General features: G+C 34.9%; 17 protein-coding genes and 1 pseudogene. 1 reads left to right on the forward strand and 17 read right to left on the reverse strand.

The genetic code is table 11. From position 1 onward, the window contains the following. Window positions 1-46: 46 nt before the first annotated feature. From IGJ05_RS10100 to IGJ05_RS10160, 13 genes are all read right to left on the reverse strand, one after another. On the reverse strand, window positions 47-547 hold the full coding sequence (locus tag IGJ05_RS10100) for an antirestriction protein ArdA (protein ID WP_000425404.1): 501 nt from the start codon (window positions 545-547) through the stop codon (window positions 47-49). Between the two features lie 60 nt (window positions 548-607). Next, window positions 608-1369 (reverse strand): abortive infection family protein, encoded by a 762-nt coding sequence (locus tag IGJ05_RS10105; protein ID WP_001565981.1) that lies wholly within the window; start codon window positions 1367-1369, stop codon window positions 608-610. Window positions 1370-1428: 59 nt separating this feature from the next. After that, window positions 1429-1650 (reverse strand): hypothetical protein, encoded by a 222-nt coding sequence (locus IGJ05_RS10110; RefSeq protein WP_001009054.1) that lies wholly within the window; start codon window positions 1648-1650, stop codon window positions 1429-1431. Further along, the gene (locus IGJ05_RS10115) at window positions 1647-1937 is read right to left on the reverse strand and encodes a hypothetical protein (RefSeq protein ID WP_000055376.1); all 291 of its coding nucleotides are present in this window, start codon (window positions 1935-1937) and stop codon (window positions 1647-1649) included. Before IGJ05_RS10115 ends, IGJ05_RS10110 begins: the two co-directional genes overlap by 4 nt. After that, complete coding sequence (gene mobT / locus IGJ05_RS10120) at window positions 1934-3118, reverse strand: MobT family relaxase (RefSeq protein WP_000426689.1); 1185 nt, start codon at window positions 3116-3118, stop codon at window positions 1934-1936. Before mobT ends, IGJ05_RS10115 begins: the two co-directional genes overlap by 4 nt. Before the next feature lie 181 nt (window positions 3119-3299). Next, window positions 3300-4703, reverse strand: a complete 1404-nt coding sequence (locus tag IGJ05_RS10125; protein ID WP_001130244.1) for an FtsK/SpoIIIE domain-containing protein — start codon at window positions 4701-4703, stop codon at window positions 3300-3302. A 21-nt stretch (window positions 4704-4724) separates the two neighbouring features. Beyond that, the gene (locus IGJ05_RS10130) at window positions 4725-5498 is read right to left on the reverse strand and encodes a hypothetical protein (protein ID WP_000185761.1); all 774 of its coding nucleotides are present in this window, start codon (window positions 5496-5498) and stop codon (window positions 4725-4727) included. Window positions 5499-5507: 9 nt separating this feature from the next. After that, the gene (locus IGJ05_RS10135) at window positions 5508-5885 is read right to left on the reverse strand and encodes a YdcP family protein (protein ID WP_001234191.1); all 378 of its coding nucleotides are present in this window, start codon (window positions 5883-5885) and stop codon (window positions 5508-5510) included. A gap of 20 nt (window positions 5886-5905) precedes the next feature. Further along, window positions 5906-6220: a YdcP family protein gene (locus tag IGJ05_RS10140; RefSeq protein WP_000421279.1), complete on the reverse strand. Its 315-nt coding sequence runs from the start codon at window positions 6218-6220 to the stop codon at window positions 5906-5908. Window positions 6221-6419: 199 nt separating this feature from the next. After that, the gene (locus IGJ05_RS10145; protein ID WP_000181735.1) at window positions 6420-8213 is read right to left on the reverse strand and encodes an ATP-dependent helicase; all 1794 of its coding nucleotides are present in this window, start codon (window positions 8211-8213) and stop codon (window positions 6420-6422) included. Further along, a complete protein-coding gene (locus IGJ05_RS10150; RefSeq protein WP_000470931.1) occupies window positions 8210-10399 on the reverse strand; it encodes an ATP-dependent nuclease in 2190 nt (729 codons plus the stop codon). Before IGJ05_RS10150 ends, IGJ05_RS10145 begins: the two co-directional genes overlap by 4 nt. 133 nt (window positions 10400-10532) lie before the next feature. After that, a complete protein-coding gene (locus tag IGJ05_RS10155; RefSeq protein ID WP_000997694.1) occupies window positions 10533-11723 on the reverse strand; it encodes an IS256-like element ISLgar5 family transposase in 1191 nt (396 codons plus the stop codon). A gap of 459 nt (window positions 11724-12182) precedes the next feature. After that, window positions 12183-13544 (reverse strand): SIR2 family protein, encoded by a 1362-nt coding sequence (locus IGJ05_RS10160; RefSeq protein ID WP_266166212.1) that lies wholly within the window; start codon window positions 13542-13544, stop codon window positions 12183-12185. Between the two features lie 246 nt (window positions 13545-13790). Between IGJ05_RS10160 and IGJ05_RS10165 the strand changes: the two genes are divergently transcribed. After that, on the forward strand, window positions 13791-14660 hold the full coding sequence (locus IGJ05_RS10165; protein ID WP_266166213.1) for a bacteriophage abortive infection AbiH family protein: 870 nt from the start codon (window positions 13791-13793) through the stop codon (window positions 14658-14660). Between the two features lie 65 nt (window positions 14661-14725). Here the strand turns inward: IGJ05_RS10165 and IGJ05_RS10170 are convergent. The 4 genes and pseudogenes from IGJ05_RS10170 to IGJ05_RS10185 all read right to left on the reverse strand — a co-directional run. Next, a pseudogene (locus IGJ05_RS10170) lies at window positions 14726-14851 on the reverse strand (helix-turn-helix domain-containing protein); the annotation flags it as partial. Between the two features lie 278 nt (window positions 14852-15129). Beyond that, a complete protein-coding gene (locus IGJ05_RS10175; RefSeq protein WP_266166214.1) occupies window positions 15130-15735 on the reverse strand; it encodes a class I SAM-dependent methyltransferase in 606 nt (201 codons plus the stop codon). A 353-nt stretch (window positions 15736-16088) separates the two neighbouring features. Then, window positions 16089-16898 carry a PTS system mannose/fructose/sorbose family transporter subunit IID gene (locus IGJ05_RS10180; RefSeq protein WP_266166215.1) on the reverse strand — a complete coding sequence of 270 codons (810 nt, stop codon included), beginning with the start codon at window positions 16896-16898 and terminating at the stop codon, window positions 16089-16091. Beyond that, entirely contained in the window at window positions 16882-17670 is a 789-nt protein-coding gene (locus IGJ05_RS10185) for a PTS mannose/fructose/sorbose/N-acetylgalactosamine transporter subunit IIC (protein ID WP_266166216.1), read from the reverse strand. The genes IGJ05_RS10180 and IGJ05_RS10185 overlap by 17 nt, the downstream gene beginning before the upstream one ends. Window positions 17671-17706: the final 36 nt, after the last annotated feature.

The following is a 17706-nucleotide window of genomic DNA, read 5'->3' on the forward strand; positions in this document are numbered from 1 at the left end:
CTCTCCGTGCTATTTATTAATTTAATTATAATACGGATTGTTAAACTTACTGACAATATTCAAATACCCCATGAGAGGTAACTAGGTAATTACCCTCTATTTCCATATCACGTCCCAAAGATTGGTAGTCAATATAATTTTGTAAATTGGAAGGGACTTCACCAAGCTGTCCTGTTTCTTCCACGTAATAACGGGCGACATCTTCCATCGAATCACAATCACTATAACAATGAATATCCTCTTTGTTTTCCAGTAATTCTTCCAAGCTACTAAACCACATGCCTTGAATTTCTTTGAGTTCATTATAAATAGGTGTACCTTCGATTTCTTGAATGGCTTCACATAGACGGTTGATTTCACTAATCGGCGTGTATTCGTCCACATCAAAAGGAAGCTCAAAATCATGTATTGCATATTCTTCGTAGTCCTCATTTAAACCGATTCTTTCTGCCATTTCTTCCTCATCAATTGGTGGAGTAAACCATGCTCCGACTAATTCACCTTCATTATACCGTCCTAAATTTGCCACATAGACTTTCATTTCCAATTCTTATCACATCCTTTTTATAAAAATAGTCATAAAAAAAGTAGCAATCAGTTAATGACGCTACTTATCAAGGTATCCGCTAATATAATCTGTAACTGTACTTGAAATACCTATTATTAGTTTTGCTTCTCTCTTTCCAATAATATTTGTATTAGGGTGTGCAAGTGAATGCCTATTTCTTGCTTCATTAAGAGAGCTAATCATTCCATTTGATGACCTTATCGTTGTCTTCACTATATCAGCAAGTTCAGTAGGTTGAATTTCTTTTTCAATTAATTGTTGTATCCTACTATATAATTTAGATAGATTTTCGTCTCTAGGAACTGTAATTTCATATTTTTTTAGTATTTCAATTAAATATCCATGAAAAGCAGTGTGAACTCTGTCAAAGGCACGTTGATATTCACCATTACTCATAAAAGACTCAGCGTCTTCAATAGCTTGTGAAACCACATCACTAATTTTCAACTGACTAAAGTTAATTACTTCGTAATTCTCTGGAAGTGGTACTAAAATAGTATCCACTAATACATTATCACCTTGTTTATCATATATGGAGCTTGCTGTCTGGGTAATCAAATCTTTATGACTTTCAAAAAAGTCTAAATCATCAAAAGGAACTCTTATTTTAAGATATGTGCAAAGCGTATTCCAGCCCTTTTTATATCCTTTATAATAAGTAAAATCGTCAGTCTCATCTAAAGTTACCTCTGATATTTTCATTTTAGAAACAATCTCGTTACCTCCTTCATAATAATTTGAAGAGCTCTTTCTTTCTAATGTTTTAATTAAAAGAGATTTAAATTGATCATTTGTAAACATATTCATAAATCCTTTCATAACAAAATATATACTTCCTATTTTATCATGAAAAATATCTGTTAAGCACCAATGATTCGGTTAAATAAGTTTAATAACACATCTTTCACGCCAGCTGCATTGAACACAAGTCCGACGGCGATTAGAGCAATAATCAAGAAGCCAATGAGTTTTGAAAATTCTCGTTTAAAACCTAAAAACAGTCCAATGACAACAATCGCTAACAATACCAATGACTGTGCATTATCCAAGAACCAGTTGTACAAATTCTGCCCAAAATTCATGTGATTGTCCTCCTTTCCTTAAGATATTTTTCTCGATAATAGATATAGCTTTTTACACGCCTTAATAATTGAAAAGGGGTTAAATGCTCTCCATAGACGGTTACTCGATTGGTATAATTATTATAAAATCTCACCTTGTAAAAATCATAGGTATAGATGGTATCACCAGCTTGCCGTTTTCCCTCAATAATGAGAGACGTATATTTCCCTGTATTTTGTATATACGCTTGAAACTCAATGCCACACTGAAACCCTAACTTCTTTAATTCTTTTGTTAAAAGGCTCATGTAATCAAATCCTCCATGGCTAGATGTTGTTGTTCAATTAATTTCTCATGTTTTTCTGTCAGTTTGGCTTCCTGAATCATGGTGGAGATAATGGTTGTACCGTTGAGAACATCTAAAATGCTTGCGATTTTTAATGTAGGGGCGACTTGATGATGTAACCAGTTCAATGTTCGTTCAAAAGAATAAGGCTCTGGCTGTGTGGTTAGGCGTAATGCTCCACGATTTTTACCGATAAACCATTCCCAACGTTCATTAGTTTTCCAATCACTCCGACGTTTAGTGTCGTCTTTATCTGCAAAGCGGATATAGCGATTGATAATTTCAAAGGCTGTTTTTTCCGCCTGTTGATGTGCCAATAAATCTTTCATGGCTTGGGTGGCTCGGTCATTTTTTAACCGAATTTCAAACCGATTCTTTACTTCTGCGTCTTCTAAGGGAACATCATTTTTCACGTATTGCTCATAATCTTTCTCATATATACAGAAATAGACTTCACTTTTTAATGAGCCAATATAAAGTGTGTTTCCCATGTATGGTTTTTCATCACGGTGAACCAATTCACCACTGCGATAATTTTTAAAGCTTCGAAAGACGGAAATGCATTCTTCCTGTTTACATTTCTTTGCCAAATCTGGAATATTCAAAATCCCTGTTTTATCGTTGATAGCTAAATCCAAGCGTTTGAAAATACCTTTATGTTCCATGCAATCTTGAAAGAAATCATACCAGCTCCGATGTTGAGCCAATAGAAAGTTTTCAAATTGCCGACAGCCTTTTCCTTTCAGTTCTAATAAAACACCTTTACTTACATCATGAGAGACTAGGACAACAATATCACCGAAACGATAGTGTTCGGGATAAGAATAATAGCCAAAGTCTTCGTGTAGCATATAATCCATATTCAAACGTAAAACCTCACCGATAATTTGAGCCACATCATTGGTAGGGAATCGAATCCGTACATAGTCGAATAACATCTCCAATGGGTTATCGGGATTGAAGCGTTCCAAAGCGTTCAGTAAATCTTCTTTCACCTGTTGAGTAGGGACTGCCTTGCCTGTTTCAATATCCGATAGGTAAGGTCTGGTAATATGAGAAGCAACCGCCAGTTTATTTTGAGAAACGCCATAAGCCAGTCGCTTTTCTTTCAATTCCTTAATCCAAATTTTTTCGTTTTCCATTCGCAAACCTCCAATCTAAAAAAGATGTAAACTATGACCCTTGAGTTTACACCTTTCATATTTTCCGCAATCCTTTGTACCATCAACATTGGTTGATGAGAATTGCCTGTTTTCAGTTGTATTTGTGCCCCCCTGTTAGATAGAGGGGGCTAAAGGATTGGCGTGGCTAACGCCACACCAATCAAAGCAAGTCTGAACCTGTACCTTTCACTTCGTGCGGTACAGGCTCAGATTGCTTTTTTTGAATGACTTTTCCTATTTCTCCTAAGAAATCGTACCTTTTTGGTACAAGGGGTGTATAAAACTCACTAATCACACTTTTTCCTGTATCCACGTAACCTCTTCCCTTGATGGGTTTTAAGAAAAATTGTTTTTGTGTATCGCTTCCGAACATCATACCAAAGCCCATTTCAGACATACGACCCAAAGCCACACGGAAGTTAAAGTTGTCCCGAATCCCATCACTAAAATATTTTGCGTCTGGACGTTGACAGGCAAGAATTAAAAAGAAGCCTGCTTGTCGTCCTAACATTACAATTTGTTTGAGTTTATGAATAACGGTGGTACTTTCACGACCTAGCATATCCATCATTGCCACATATTCATCAAAAATAAGAAAATTGGCAGACAAACCAAGATAAGCATAATTTTCTCCTGTTTTATAGTTAGGGTGTTGTTTCATGGTTTCACTGCGATCAATCATATCTTCGTAAAATTGATTGATACATGCCAACATATCTTCTTTACGGTAATAGACATTATTCATGACCGCCCCTAAGTCTGCCAAATCAGCATTTTTAGGGTCAAGAATATAAAGCTTTGCATTTGTATGCAGGAGAGATTCAATCAATGTGAGAATAAAATAGGATTTTCCACTACCAGTGCCCCCAGCAATTAACATGTGAGGGAGAGAATCGAACTCCCAATAGACCGATTCCATCAATTTGACACGTCCATCTTGAGCTACCACGTCTTCAATGCCAATTCGATTGCCAATAGTATCATAAAGTAGGACATACTCTACATAAGAATCTTTCAACGTTTTTTCCACTAATTCACAATACAATCCTGTTTCTAGTTTGTTTTCTAGGTGCAAAAGCTGATCTTGATATTTCCCTAAGGTGATTTCTACATGAATATGGATTAGTCCATCTTTCATTCGATAATATATTTTAGGAAAATGGCGGATTCGTTGTTTGGTTTTCTTGCTGGGTAAATCTTTAAAGAATCCCTCTGATTGAGTTTCTTCGGCTTCATACCAATGATTTTCTAAAATCATACGAGCTAACTTTTGACGGTGCTCTAACTGTTTTATAGAATCTATACGATAGTGATAATAAAGCCAGCTGATAAGTCCGCATACAAAAAGAGCAGTGAGAATACTGCTCCAAAAGTATGGCGTATGAAGTTGATAGAAAAATGTATCTAACTGAACTGCTTGCCAGTTCACCGATTGTAACGCTCTCCAATGAAAAGGGAGTAGGACGACTAGAAAAACTACCAGCAATGAAATTAGTACAAAATGATAGACCAAGTGCTTATCGTTGGCTTTGATTCGCTCTCCTCTGTCATGAAGCAATGGCATAAAAATCCTCCTTTCCACCTATCAAAATAATTGTGTATTGTAGATACGAGCCTGTTTATCAAAAGTTGGTTGAGAAATGGCTTCATATTTCTGATAAGCGATTCGCTTTTCAAAGCGTAAATTTTTTTCTTTCGGATAATAATGACGTCGATAGAGAGTGTGTCCTAACAGTTTTTTCGCTTCTTTTGTCAACGGATAGAGATAGCGAAACATGCGTCCATTGATTTTCTCAATCCCTTTGTATTCGCAAAATGCCTGGGAAAGCCAATGCTTTTTCTCTACCTGTTCAAAGCGAGCATTTTCCTCTAATAAAAGGCGAGCACTTCGAGGGTGTATCTTTTCCCATGACTGCTTATCACGATAGACACTTGTCTTGAAATACCCGCAGTAAAAGAAGTTGGACGCTTGATAGACATAGCCACATTTTCCCTCAATTCCATCTGCCAGTGTATATAAAAAATGACAGTCCGTATGTTCTTTCAACCACTTAATTAGAGCTGAAAGAGCTTGACTGCCAAAATAATTGGTTTGATTCATTTCTGGAAGAAAACACATCTTTCCAATTTCTAAATAATCTGTGGTTTGAAGGGAACTGTCGGGAAAGAGTTTGCGTATGGTTTGTAGGGGTTGCGTACCCCAGCCTAATTCCACAACGCCTAATAATTTTTCTTCTGAAAAAATCCCTAGAAAGTATTTACACAATCTAGGGAGTATCTTTGAATAATGGTATTGCCGAATAAAAGAAATGGCTTCATCCTTCGGAATTTCTTTCAAAATCAATGGTGTGTTTGTCATAAGCAACACCTATTTTTCACTTTCGGACGCTTCTTTTTTATATTTCTGATGAGGTTTTGTCTGTCCTTTTAATACAAGATCGTCTGCTTTCACGTACCAATCAACGTCTGCCCCTCGAAAAGTAGCCGTCGCTACGGTATCTGCCACAGGATTGATTAATTCCACTTCTGCGTTGTAGTCAAATTCTTTCAAAGGAACAGAAGCGGGGATACTGACTTGTATCATGCGTCCTTGTCCTTTTGATTTTAAGTCATAGGTACGTTCTTTAATTTCTTCGGAAACCGTACCATCTTCATTCTGGATACGAACCTCACGACGCAAGGCGGAAAATTTCAATGTGCCAAATGTCTGGTCTTTTTCAATCACAATACCTTCTGCTAATCTCATATTTTTTCACCTTTCCTTTCTTATGCTTTCACCATATCGTCTGCGTGCATAATGTAATTGGTAAATCCTCGATTGCCAATTTTATAACCTTCTGCGGTAATATGTGGGTTGATGAGTTTGACTTTTTCGTCGGATTCAAAATGTTTCTCGCCAGCTTCGGAGGGAAGAATGACAACAATATCATCTGCTCGTTGAATCGTTGAGTATAAATTGTAACTACGAGAGAGAATGGTTGGTCTGCCATTTATTCGACGTTGTTCAATGTTCCCTTCACCAGCATATTCTAATTGTCCAAATGTTTTTTCCATATTGGGAATGACATATTTAAGTTCCATATTTTTACCTATCCTTTCTGTTTTTATGTTTGAATGAATCTTATTTGTGTGATGGTTTTAAAGGGGGGAGAGCGACCTTTTGATTCTTGATTTTTTATTTTCATAAGTTCACTTCCTTTCAAAATTGGGTAAAAAAATAGACGCTCCGTACTGAGCGTCCGATTCCTACTATATTTAAAACAACGACTACCTAGGTATTTTAAATATTATAATCAAATTCTATTTTATCTAATAATTGAGTGGGATAAAGCAAGTCTCCTTTACTCGTAAAATAACCCACCTCTGAGAAAAGAAATAAATTATTTTTTGCTCTTGAACAAATTACGTATAGTAGTTTTCTCGCTGAACTAATTCCTTTATCAGAAACATTAAAAATTTCATTCCAATGAGGAATTTTCCCGTTTAGAAGATTAATAGCGATAACAGTATCATACTCATTTCCTTTAACTTTATGTGCTGTAGTAAGTGTGATACCATCTCGAGATTTAAACATCTTCTTAAAACTAGATACACTACTAGATAATGAATTATTTTTTATCCGATCTTCTACTTCGTTAATAAAAAATAGATAGTGCTTAAAAATAGACGGGTAATTTTTCTCGTCAATATTAAGATTAACAAATATATGTTTGGTAACAAATTTGTATAAATCAACACCGTTGTCGTCTCCACTATACATTCTTTTCACACTGTTTATTAGCTGTAATAAATCTAAGTCAATAAAATAATCTTTAACTTCTATTCCAAATTCATTTTTTAATATAATTAAAATATCGTTTGCAATTAGCTTTCTTCTTCGAACCTTTTCACCTGATTCAGTAAAGTACAAAATTGCTAACTTGAAAAATAAACTATGATTATTTACCTTAATTGGTGATATATTTATAGCATCAAAATTGCAATACGGTAATTCTTTCTTTAAATACTCACCCAGTGAAAACAGAGGATAGTGTTGAGGAGCAAGTACACAAATATCTTTTTCATGAATGCCGCTTTCAATCTTTTCCTTTATTATATTTTTTATTATGTTGGGTAAATCCTCCTTAGTAACTTTGCAATCATAACTTATAAAACCACGGTCGTTTTTATTATTCCCTCTGCTTTCAATCTCGTAAGGACAACTCTGAAAATTAGAGTAGAAGTCTACTAATCTCTGATTAGACCTGTAACAGCCATGTAGCGTCTTTGATTGAAAAGTGTGACTAGTTAGCATTTCTAGTTCTTCAACTGATTTAGCTATACCATCTAATGATCCATAAATTGCTTGGTCAATATCTCCAACAAACATTGACTGAATTTGAGGGTTGTTTTGAAGTAATTTAGCTATTACATTGTATTGTAATTCTCTAGTATCTTGAAATTCATCCACATAAATCGCCCTTATATTACTAGCAATATTACGTGCAACGTTACTGTTTACAGTTAAAATTTTATACGCTACTAGTAAAATCATATCAAAATCAATTTCTTTATTTTTTTCCAACATAGTGTGATACATTTCAGAAACTTGAGTATACTGAACTTCATTAATTTTAAAATCATGAGAAAGTGACAAATCAATTTTGTTCAGTTCATACGTTTTGAGATTTAAATTCAGCATATTATTAATTTGGCTGACGTAAGCTCTTTGAGTATAATCATCAATAATTGTAAATCCTTTTGATACTCTTGAGAGATTCATTTTAAAAGGATAAATAATAAATTCAAGACAAAACTGATGTATTGTCCCCACCCAAATATTAATATCATCATCTATACTAAGTAAACTTAGGCGTTCCTTAATTTCTTCAGCAGCTCTATTAGTGTATGTGATAGCAATTATTCTTTTTAGTGATCCATCGTGTTTAATTGCTTGGTAAGCAATTTTCCTTGTAAGTACCCTTGTTTTCCCACTCCCAGGACATGCATTTACATAAAGGTTATCTTCACTTTCCACAACATCTTTTTGTTCTAAATTTAAATCATTTACGATTTTTTCGAAGATATTTGTCATTTTGAAACCTCAGCATAAAGTATTTTTGTGTAATTTTCTATCTGATTGATTAGATACACAACATCCTCATCTTTACCAAAGTACTCTAATAAAGAAATTATTGCTATATTCAAATCAGCTGTATCACTTGTTTTTAAACTAGCTGATAAAGCTGACAATTCTGTAGTTTCCTCGTACAAGTCGATTGTATGGAGTAGAATTTTTTTATAAATTGAGAGATCTACTATTTCCTGACATGCAAAAGCAATAGCATTAAGAATATACTTAGGAATTTTGATTAAAAAGTCAATTTTTTCACCTAACTCAATTGCAAACCACCCCTTACCAACATGATTGGCTAGTTTTAACATCGCTAAATTTCTTTCTAAATATTGTTCACTTTGTATTTCTTCTTTATAAGCAGTTATTGTTTTTTTATCTTTGAATGCGTCATCTATAATTGGACTGACATAAGTTAGAATATTTTCTTTATTCACATCTAAAAACTCAATTTCAAATGTTGTATTAGCATAAAAACAATTAACCCAATTGTTTTCATTAAAAAGGGAGGATAATTTTTCTTTTCTTGCTTGACCTTTCTCTTGTGCAGTGCTTTTATACAATCGATGTTCTGATGGGATTGCCTGTTCATCTAAATCAGTTACAATAGCACACTTTCTCTGTATTCTATCATCGTCAAACAAGCTAGCGATATATTCAAACGAAGTACTACCAACATTAATCAAACCTATTCCAAGTTCGTCTAAGTTTATACCAAATAATTTTTTTACTATTTGAGGAATAAGTATTTCTTCAGCATCTCCTTCAACTAAGATAACACCTTTAGAAAAAAGCAATCCATTTCTTTTAACATCTAAATATCTCTCTACTGCGTTTATTAGATTTAGATTGTTCTTTTTTAACTTTTCTTTAGCAAATGAGTTCAGATTATTTGCTGGATTCATAACGATAGATTTGCCATTAAACGATTTTAATACATTCATCCGAGATATTTCAGACACTTCAGCTAAATGTACAGAATGTGTGGTCATGAGAATCTGAGTATAGTTTTTTTGAAGATTTAATCCTTCGAACAGAGTTTTTTGAATATGATGATGAATATGAGCTTCTGGTTCTTCAATCAACATAATATTAAGTAGTTCTCTTGAACGACACGCTTCAAATTCGACTATTTTCAAAGCTAAATAAATCATATTTAGATGTCCTAACCCTAGTAAGTCTAAGTCGATATTTTGTTCTGGCTTCATTGAAAGAAATTTTGCTAAAGAACCCATATCATCTGACATAGTTGAGGAAAGAAGAAGATTAGGAGAATACACTGAACCAATTATGCTATTTAGTTGCCGATTAATATTTTCGCCAATTTTCCTAATTTCAGGAACACTGGTAATAGTCTCATTTAATTGCTGTATAATTGTTTTTAATGACTCAACATTATCTGATGATATTTTTGATTCAATTGTTTCCATGATTCTTTTGACTGGGTTTCGATTGTTTTTCATTTCTCTAAGAACATCTCGAAGAGCGTCAACATAAACAACCGAAATATGCTTGAAAATATCTGACATGTCAATTCTTGAGCCCAACAGAGCTTCATCGTCTTCTTCAGGATTACTAGCTATATTGTCATTGAGTCTTCCTACCAATTTATCATAATTTTCATTGATACAGAAATTTAGATTTGATTTAGATGTGTAGTAAAATTCATAGTCGGATAGACGAATAGAATTTCTAAATTCGTTAAATTGATGAGAGTCTAATTCAGTGGAAATATCAAATAATTGCTTTCTAATAGCTTTGTTAGGTCTAATAAATAGAGAAATACTACCTACACCTTTATCTGCATTTGAAATCAATTCTTCTAAGATTGTTTGACTTTCAGAATTTAAAGAAATGGAAGCACAAATCTCATTGTCAAATTCTTCTTCGCTGATTCCTTCAAATGTCGCAGAGATAATAATCCAATGCCCTTGCCACCCATTTTGAATTCCATGAAAAAAATCTGATTCTTTTAGTGTTTTACTACTATAGTAATAACTATCATCTAATAAGATTCTCAATGCAGTAAGAGCATTGGTTTTCCCTGAATCATTCTCACCTATAATAGTATTTGTCTCATTATCGAATCGAAAGATTTCGGATTCATAATTTCTAAAATTTCGAATTTGAAGAGTAGATATAAACATAAGCAGATCTCCTAACTATTTAATTAATATGATTATATAGTAAGTTTATCATAAATTATGTTAGTAAAAGTTCTCATTATAAGGGAGCGTCAATAATTTTGTGTAAATGATTCTTCCCTACTGCAGATTGTTTCTAATTCTCAATCAGTTGGCTTAGCATTTGTTCGAGCTCGCCTTCGGCCTGTTGGAAACCTTTATGACTGCGACCTAGGAATTTTTGGTTGTAAGTATCAAAAGACGAGACTAAGAAACGTTCCATCGACTCTTCATTTTGGAACTGTTCCTTGCGGTGGCTGTATTTCTTGATTTGTTTATTAAAGGATTCAATCAAGTTCGTAGAATAAATACTCTTGCGTATGGCCAAGGGGAAATCATAGAAAGTGAGCAAGTGATCGTTCGAAAGAATCGATTCAACCACTTTTGGATAGCTGGTTTTCCATTTTTCCGCAAAAGTACCACGTGCTTCCAACGCCACCTCTTTAGATGAGGCTTGATACACCATTTTAAAATCATCACAGACTTCCTTACGATCATCGACACGCACTTTATGACTGATATTACGGGAAACGTGTACACAACAATGTTGAAAACGAGCTTTGGGATAGAACCGACTAATCGCTCCTACCATCCCCTTTAAGCCATCCGTGATGAACAGGAGGACATTTTTCAAACCGCGCTCTTGAAGGTCCAATAAAATTTCCTCCCAAATCGTGATGGATTCAGTCGGTGCAATCGCATAGCTCAATACTTCCTTTGATCCGTCCGGGCGAATGCCAACTGCGATATGAATAGCTTCCTTGGCGACGGTTTTCCGCTTTAACGGAATATACGTTGCGTCCATATAAATAGCAGCATAACGGTCATGAAGCTCCCGCCCATTAAACGCCGTTACCTCTTCTGTAAATGATTTTGTTATATTGGACATGGTTTGGGGCGTGTAGTAATGCCCATACATTTTCTCAATCAAGTCTGCGATTTCCGACATGGTAATACCTTTTCGGAAGAGGTGAATGACGGTCTCCTCTAACGTGTCATTCGTCCGTCTATAAGCAGGAACAGTCTGTTGCTTGAACTCACCATTGCGGTCGCGCGGAATCTGGAGATGAAGTTCCCCATACTCGGTCTTGACCGTACGGTCATAGGAGCCGTTACGAGAATTACCCGTGTTAAAACCAATGCGATCATACTTTTCGTAATCTAGGAAAGCCGTTAACTCCGTTTTGAGAAGCGTATTGACTGCTTTCTCCAAATGGACACGGAATAATTCATTCAAATCGCCTTTGTTCGCTAGAGTCTTTAGAATTTCTGTAGTAAAATCGTTCATAGGGAAGTCCTCTCTTCTGTGAATGTGTTGTGGTAACTCTATTCTACAGAAGGGACTTCCTTTTTTCTATTTACACAAAATATTTTACACTCTCCATTATAACAATTGGGTTAAAAAGAAAATAGATAGTATTCTACCTCATATTTATTTGAAAGTAATATATAAAAGACGTTCAAATTCGAACGCCTCTCGTTAACCAAATATTGGATTCAGAATCTAGTTTTCATATATAAACAGAGTATGATTAGGTGCAAAAATTGCACTTTTATTGCACTTTTATTTTTATTTATAGTGTTTTACTGTTCTGTATATTGTTTTAACTCCCTTGATAGTATCGCATTCTGTTTTATACACTTTACGTTGAAAACAGAGTGGGAATAATAAAAAAACCGTGAATCCCTTGATATTCAAAGGATTCACGGTTATTTTTTTGTTAGTGCTACCATTTTGCAGCCAACCTTAACAATACCAAGGATAAAAATGAGGAATTGTATCATTAGGTACTCTTATCTCTTTCAAAAACTGGTACATTTCAGAGTTTCTATTAGCTACTATAAAATCCAATAATTCTTTTTCTGTAGCAAAATTTTCACTTTCATATATAAACAAAGGTGGCATCAAGTGATTATTTGTTTCCAAAAATATTTCTAAATTAATCAATCCATCCTGATAACCTAAATCGTAATACATTTGCAAATAATTTTTATTCTTTTCATGTTGACCTACTAAACTGTGATATGAAGCTACTATTTTACTTAAATAACCTGGAATCAAGTAATCACCTTTTTTTCTATTTGCATAACATCTTTGATACGCATGTATCATTCCATCTTGATACGCTATCGATAGTATTATCTCTGGAAAAGAAGCAAGTTTTTCTTTAAAATTATCAATTTCATTAAGCCAATCTGTATGAAAATCTGAAGCAACTTGACTTGCGTATCTTGCAAAATCATAGATGTCATTTGCTACAAGGCTTCCTTCTTCTATGAGGATATTTCGTAATGAATGAATAAAAAACTGTCCATCAGTTATTATTGGAATAATGCGAGAGTCTCTATTCTTTTCCCATGATTTGTCAACTGTCACTAAATAAAACTGATTAGCAAAATCATCCAATCTTTCAGAAAGTATATCAATAATTTTATTTAAGTCTTCATCACCAAAAGAAAAACCTATAAAAACTACACAATTACTTCCTAGTAGAGTCTTTAAACGATCGCCTATTGGCTCACTTGATAATCTTTCATAGCATTTATCATAGTCATTAGTTGTAGCCACAATCGATCCAATATTATTTATTGATCCATGAACCTTAAATACTCTTCGGTCAAAAGTATTCCATAATGCTACATCCTTATTATCTACAATAGAAGTGGCTAAACATTCTTTTTCAAAGTAATCATCCCAATTAGTAGTTATAATAGTTTTGATCTGAGGAATTTTCGAAACCTCTTTATGAAATCTGGTAGCAGAATTATATAGTTCTGGAAATGACTGAACCCTATCAAAGCGTTCATTTATTTTTCTTATTAACTGTTTCCTACCATTAGGAACGATACTACAAAATTTACTCATCAATTCTGAGAAAGCAATATCTGTATCTAAATTTAAGTTATGTTCGCTATTTAAGAAAGTCAATGTATCCATGTAAAAAGATGTAGGTAAAACCGCTTTTGATTCTGTACTTATCCCTGCTCCACAAAATAACACTAATTCTTTCTTTTTAACTGATTCAATAATTTCATTGGGCATATCAAAACTATTATTATTTTTGCACATAAAACATTCACAATTAACTGCACCTATTACTTTTTTCATAATTAATAGCTCCTTGAGTTTGAAAATTTCTCTTTTTAAACAATATATCATAGAAAAAGAATTATGCCTGTAAATTTTCTATTTCCTTTTTATATAGAAAAATGTAACAATGTGTATTATCCTCATGGTAATATAACAGCATATACGTTTTTATAAAAAATAGTCTATCTGTATTCTTCGAAAGATTGGATAAAATATTATATCTAATCCATTTAATGAAAAAGATGATGAGAAGGTGTGTAATTAGTGAAGCTATTTATAATTGGAAATGGTTTTGATCTACATCATGGTCTCCCTACGAATTATAGTCAATTTGTTTTATTTTTAAAACAAAACTATAGAGAAGTGTATGATGGTCTAATCAAAGTTATAAGAAATTATTCTGTCACTTATTTTACGATAGATGTAACAAATGAAGATTATAACTGGGCAGAATTGGAAAATATAATAGGTAGCCTAGAACCTTTAGAGCTTGTTGAGGAACACAGGGATTGGAACTCACCAGATGATTATACTGGAGGTCCCAATAAAGAAATTGAAGCAATGTTAGAATTTGGCATGAAAACGAGCATCTATCTGTCTTCGTGGATAAAAGAAGTTAGCCATAATCTTAAAAGTATGGAAAAAATAGAGAAGATAGACAAGCTTATTTGTAAAACAGATAAATTTCTATCTTTCAATTACACGTCAACTTTGGAAACGCTTTACGATATACCCAATGTTCTCCATATACACGGCTCACCCCCGAAAAAATTGATTATGGGTCATGATGAAGAATATAACGTGCAAGGAAACGATTTTGGCGTTAACTTAGTGAATGAAAAATATGTGAAAAAATATTTTAAGAGAACTGCAAAAAAAAATTTTAGTATTATTAATAGAAATCACAACTTCTTTGAAAGGCAAAACTTAGAAGAAGTTACAGATATTTATGTATTAGGACACTCAATGAATGGAATAGACAGACCATATTTCCAAAAAATTTTTGAGCTAACGAGCGAAAATGTATTTTGGCATATTACCTACTACAATACTAATGATATTGATTATTTTGCTGAAGCTGCTAGTCAATTAGGTATAAAAAAGATAGAGTATATAAGTTGGGATACTCTCTAATGTTTCGGAAAAGATATTTATAATGATGAATTAAGATTCAACTCCAACCGATTTTATCGGCGCTCTCAATTATCAATCCTCTTTTTTGTACCGATAGTTTTTTTCTCCAACTCTTCTAAATTTTTCAATTGTCTTGAACTCATCATTTGGGTCACATGTAAAAAATTAGCGGCATTCGTGATATTTCCTTCTCGAGCTGCAGTTAAATACCGGTATTACTCAAGCAACTCAGAACAAATCAAATGTGATAATCAGCCTGAATAGTTCTGCCAATCAATTTGGTAGATCTGTTGGTGGTAGCCTGGCTTCAATCATTATTGCCAATAGTGGCATCCAAAATATTATTATCATTACGATCGTAGCTAGTATTGTTATTACGCTGATTCAGCTGTATGGGAGAAAATAAACGAGAGGATTTAACACTTTAGTGAAATACCCGATATTAGGTGCCCTTCAGCAGAAGGCACCTTTATCTCTTCCCATATTTCCGTTGCAGCTTCTTTGACATCTTTTTTTCTTTCTTTTTTACTAACGGCTTTTTCGCCCGTTTTTCTGCGTAAAATACGTAATAGCCCTCAACTTCTGTGACTTTCACGTAACCGAAAACGGAGCGAATCTTGTTCTCATACCATTTTCGGCGTTTGGTCACCATGTATAGCTTTCCGTTGAGTGCCAGTTGACGATAGGCTTGCTCGATAAATTCCTTTGGCACAGAAAAATCTACATGGTACGGAGGATTAGACAGAATAACATCAAACGTTTTGTCGCTGATTTCTTTAAAGCCTTCACTTAAGACGATCTCTGGTGCTACTTCATTTCGTTGCGCATTTTTTGTAGTCAAGCCGATGGCATTTGCTGAAATGTCTGTCATTGTAACTGCTGCTTCAGGATACCTTTTTGCCAGATAAATTCCTACAAATCCATAACCGCATCCCAGATCCAAAATTCTATCCTGCTCATTGATAACTGCTTCTTTTAACATTGCTTTCGTTCCTGCATCTAACCCTTTTGGGAAAAATACGCTTTCATTTGTTTCAAACTCTAATGATAGTTCATCATATCTGACTGCAAGCAAATCCTACCCACTCCTTTAGCTGTTTTATGAATTGCTTGGTGGCAGCTTTATCACTAATAGTAGATTATCACCATAATCACCGTAAGACCCTTGTGAATTGGTCAATTAATTATCAAGCCAAAGATCCTCATTTTTCTAGTCCACTGCCCAAACAAAAAGCAGCTTTTAAATCATTATATAATAAAAATAATTAAAATATTTGATTTATAGGATTAAATATAACGGTTTTTCGTTAAAATCAAATTATTTATGATTATAAATAAGAAAATTATTTTATAAAAAAGAGTGCGGAAAAATATTCCACACTCTTTTTCTATTTACATATTCTTATCTATCAGTTATTACTGCTAATCCTAACCCAAAATACCAAACGCACTCAAAACGATCGACAAAATCAAGATGATCCAAATCACTCGAGTGGAATTTAGTTTCTTTTGGCCTAACATCCAGTAGGTCAGCAAGACGAGCAAGATAGGTACAAGGGATGGCAAGATGGCATCCAACGTGTCTTGGATCACTAATTCGACGCCATCTTTTTTATAGACAAAGGGAACAGTTGCTTTGACCACAGAGGGAATCAAGGCTCCAATCACTGTGACCCCTAAAACGGTTGCGGCATTGGTGAAGGCCGATAATTTGTCTTTCAAGGTCGTCACTAATTTGATCCCTTGTTTGTAACCTAGGGGAAGCAACGCTGCCCGACCGAAAAGTAACGCGATGTTGGCGATGATCCAGATGACACAGCCAACGACGGAACCATTTTGCGCCAATGTGCCGGCAACAGAGCCAAAGATCGTTCCCCAAATCACGTGGAACAAGGAGTCACCGACACCTGCTAAGGAACCCATCAAGGCCGTTTTCAAGGCGATGATCGTTTCTTTGGCTTTGTGTCCGTCTTGTTCTTCAATCGCGACATCGATCCCCATGATCAAGTTCCCAAAGATCGCATTGGTATTGAAAAATTGATTGTGGGTCCGCAGCATATCTTGTAGCTGAGCTTCATCGTGGCCATAGAATTTTTTCAAGACGGGCAGGATACCGTAAAGGTAGCCTGAACTCATCATTCGCTCATAGTTCCAGTTTAATTGGCTTGCCAAAATATAGCGCCAGCTAATGGTATTCAACTCTTTTTTTGTCAGTTTTTGATCACTCATCGCCATCATATCCTCCTTCAAAATCTCCAGCAGCTACCGTTGCAACGGTGCCTTTTTCGCTATCTCGTTTAAAGACTAACATTGCTGCTACGAGCCCAATGATGGAAACTCCGAGCATTGGCACTTGCAGATACGCAGCTAAAAAGAAGCCTAATAACAAATAAGGAATGTAGTGCTTTGTTGGCAAGTAGCGCAATAAGATCGCTACCCCGACGACTGGCAAGACGCCACCAGCGGTTTTTAGTCCAGTCATCAGCCATTCTGGCGTGTTATCGGTAATCGTCGTAACGACTGCATCTCCAGCTAAAAGCATCAATAAAATCGGAATCGCCCGTGACAATCCCCATAAGAAAGAACCCGATAAAACTAACCGTGGGATTCGTTTGACTTGCATGTTGTCGATGGCTCTATCGATCCGGTGTAGTAGAAATACGTTACAAAAACGAGCCACGACGTCCAGTTGCAGCATCAGTAAGGACACTGGAACTGCTAAGCCGATGCCGTATTCCGCGCCGTTTCCTGAGATCACGGCAAACGCTGTCCCCAGTACTGCGCCGGTAAAATAATCTGGGACGGATGCACCACCAAATGCGGCGATCCCTAAACGCATCAACTGCAAGGTACCGCCGACCATCAAACCGGTCTTCAAGTCCCCCATGATCATTCCAGAAATCATTCCGGCGATCGCTGGTTGGGTCAACGTATTGGAAATAAGTGAATCATTAATAGCAATAAAAGCATAAACAGTAATAAGAATGATTTGATACGCTGCTAAATGCATGAATTTTCCTCCTAATTGTATGAACGAGTCTTAACT

This window comes from Enterococcus sp. AZ167 (assembly GCF_051714025.1).
Classification (GTDB): domain Bacteria; phylum Bacillota; class Bacilli; order Lactobacillales; family Enterococcaceae; genus Enterococcus_D; species Enterococcus_D casseliflavus.